The 534-nt window shown below is 67.0% G+C and carries 1 protein-coding gene; it reads left to right on the forward strand.

Translation table 11 applies throughout. The annotated features are described in order from the left end of the window. Positions 1–534, forward strand: a 534-nt coding sequence (locus AB3X98_RS42050; RefSeq protein ID WP_368610455.1) for an aminotransferase class V-fold PLP-dependent enzyme, incomplete at both ends; no start/stop codon positions are given.

The following is a 534-nucleotide window of genomic DNA, read 5'->3' on the forward strand; positions in this document are numbered from 1 at the left end:
GCGGCTTCACGTTGAAAACGGTGCCGGTGCGCGCCGGTGAAGCCTACGTTCGCGACGAGGACTTCGTCGCGGCGTGGGATGCCCAGGTCGGGCTCGCGCTGATCACGTGGGTATCGTCGCTGACGTCGAAACGCGTCGATCTGGCCGCGCTCGCTGCGCACGCACGAACCACGGGCAGCCTTGTCGCGGTCGACATCACGCAGGGCGCGGGCATCCTGCCGTTCAATCTGCGTGAGATACCGTTCGATTTCGTCTGCGGCTCCACGCTCAAATGGCTGTGCGGCGCGCCGGGATCGGGTCTTGGGTATGTCGCGCCGCAGCTGCTGACGTCCGCCGTCACACCCTGCGTGCGCGGCTGGTTCAGTCAGGCCGACCCGTTCAACTGGAACCTCGATGCGTTTTCGTACGCGCCCGACGCGCGCCGGTTCGACACGGGCACGCCGTCGCTGCTGCCGTTCGTGGCATCGAAGCCGGGCTTCGACTGGCTGCTTTCGCAGCCGCCGGGCAAGCTGCGCGCCCACAACCTTTCGTTGT

This window comes from Paraburkholderia sp. BR14312, from assembly GCF_040948675.1.
Lineage (GTDB): Bacteria > Pseudomonadota > Gammaproteobacteria > Burkholderiales > Burkholderiaceae > Paraburkholderia > Paraburkholderia nodosa_A.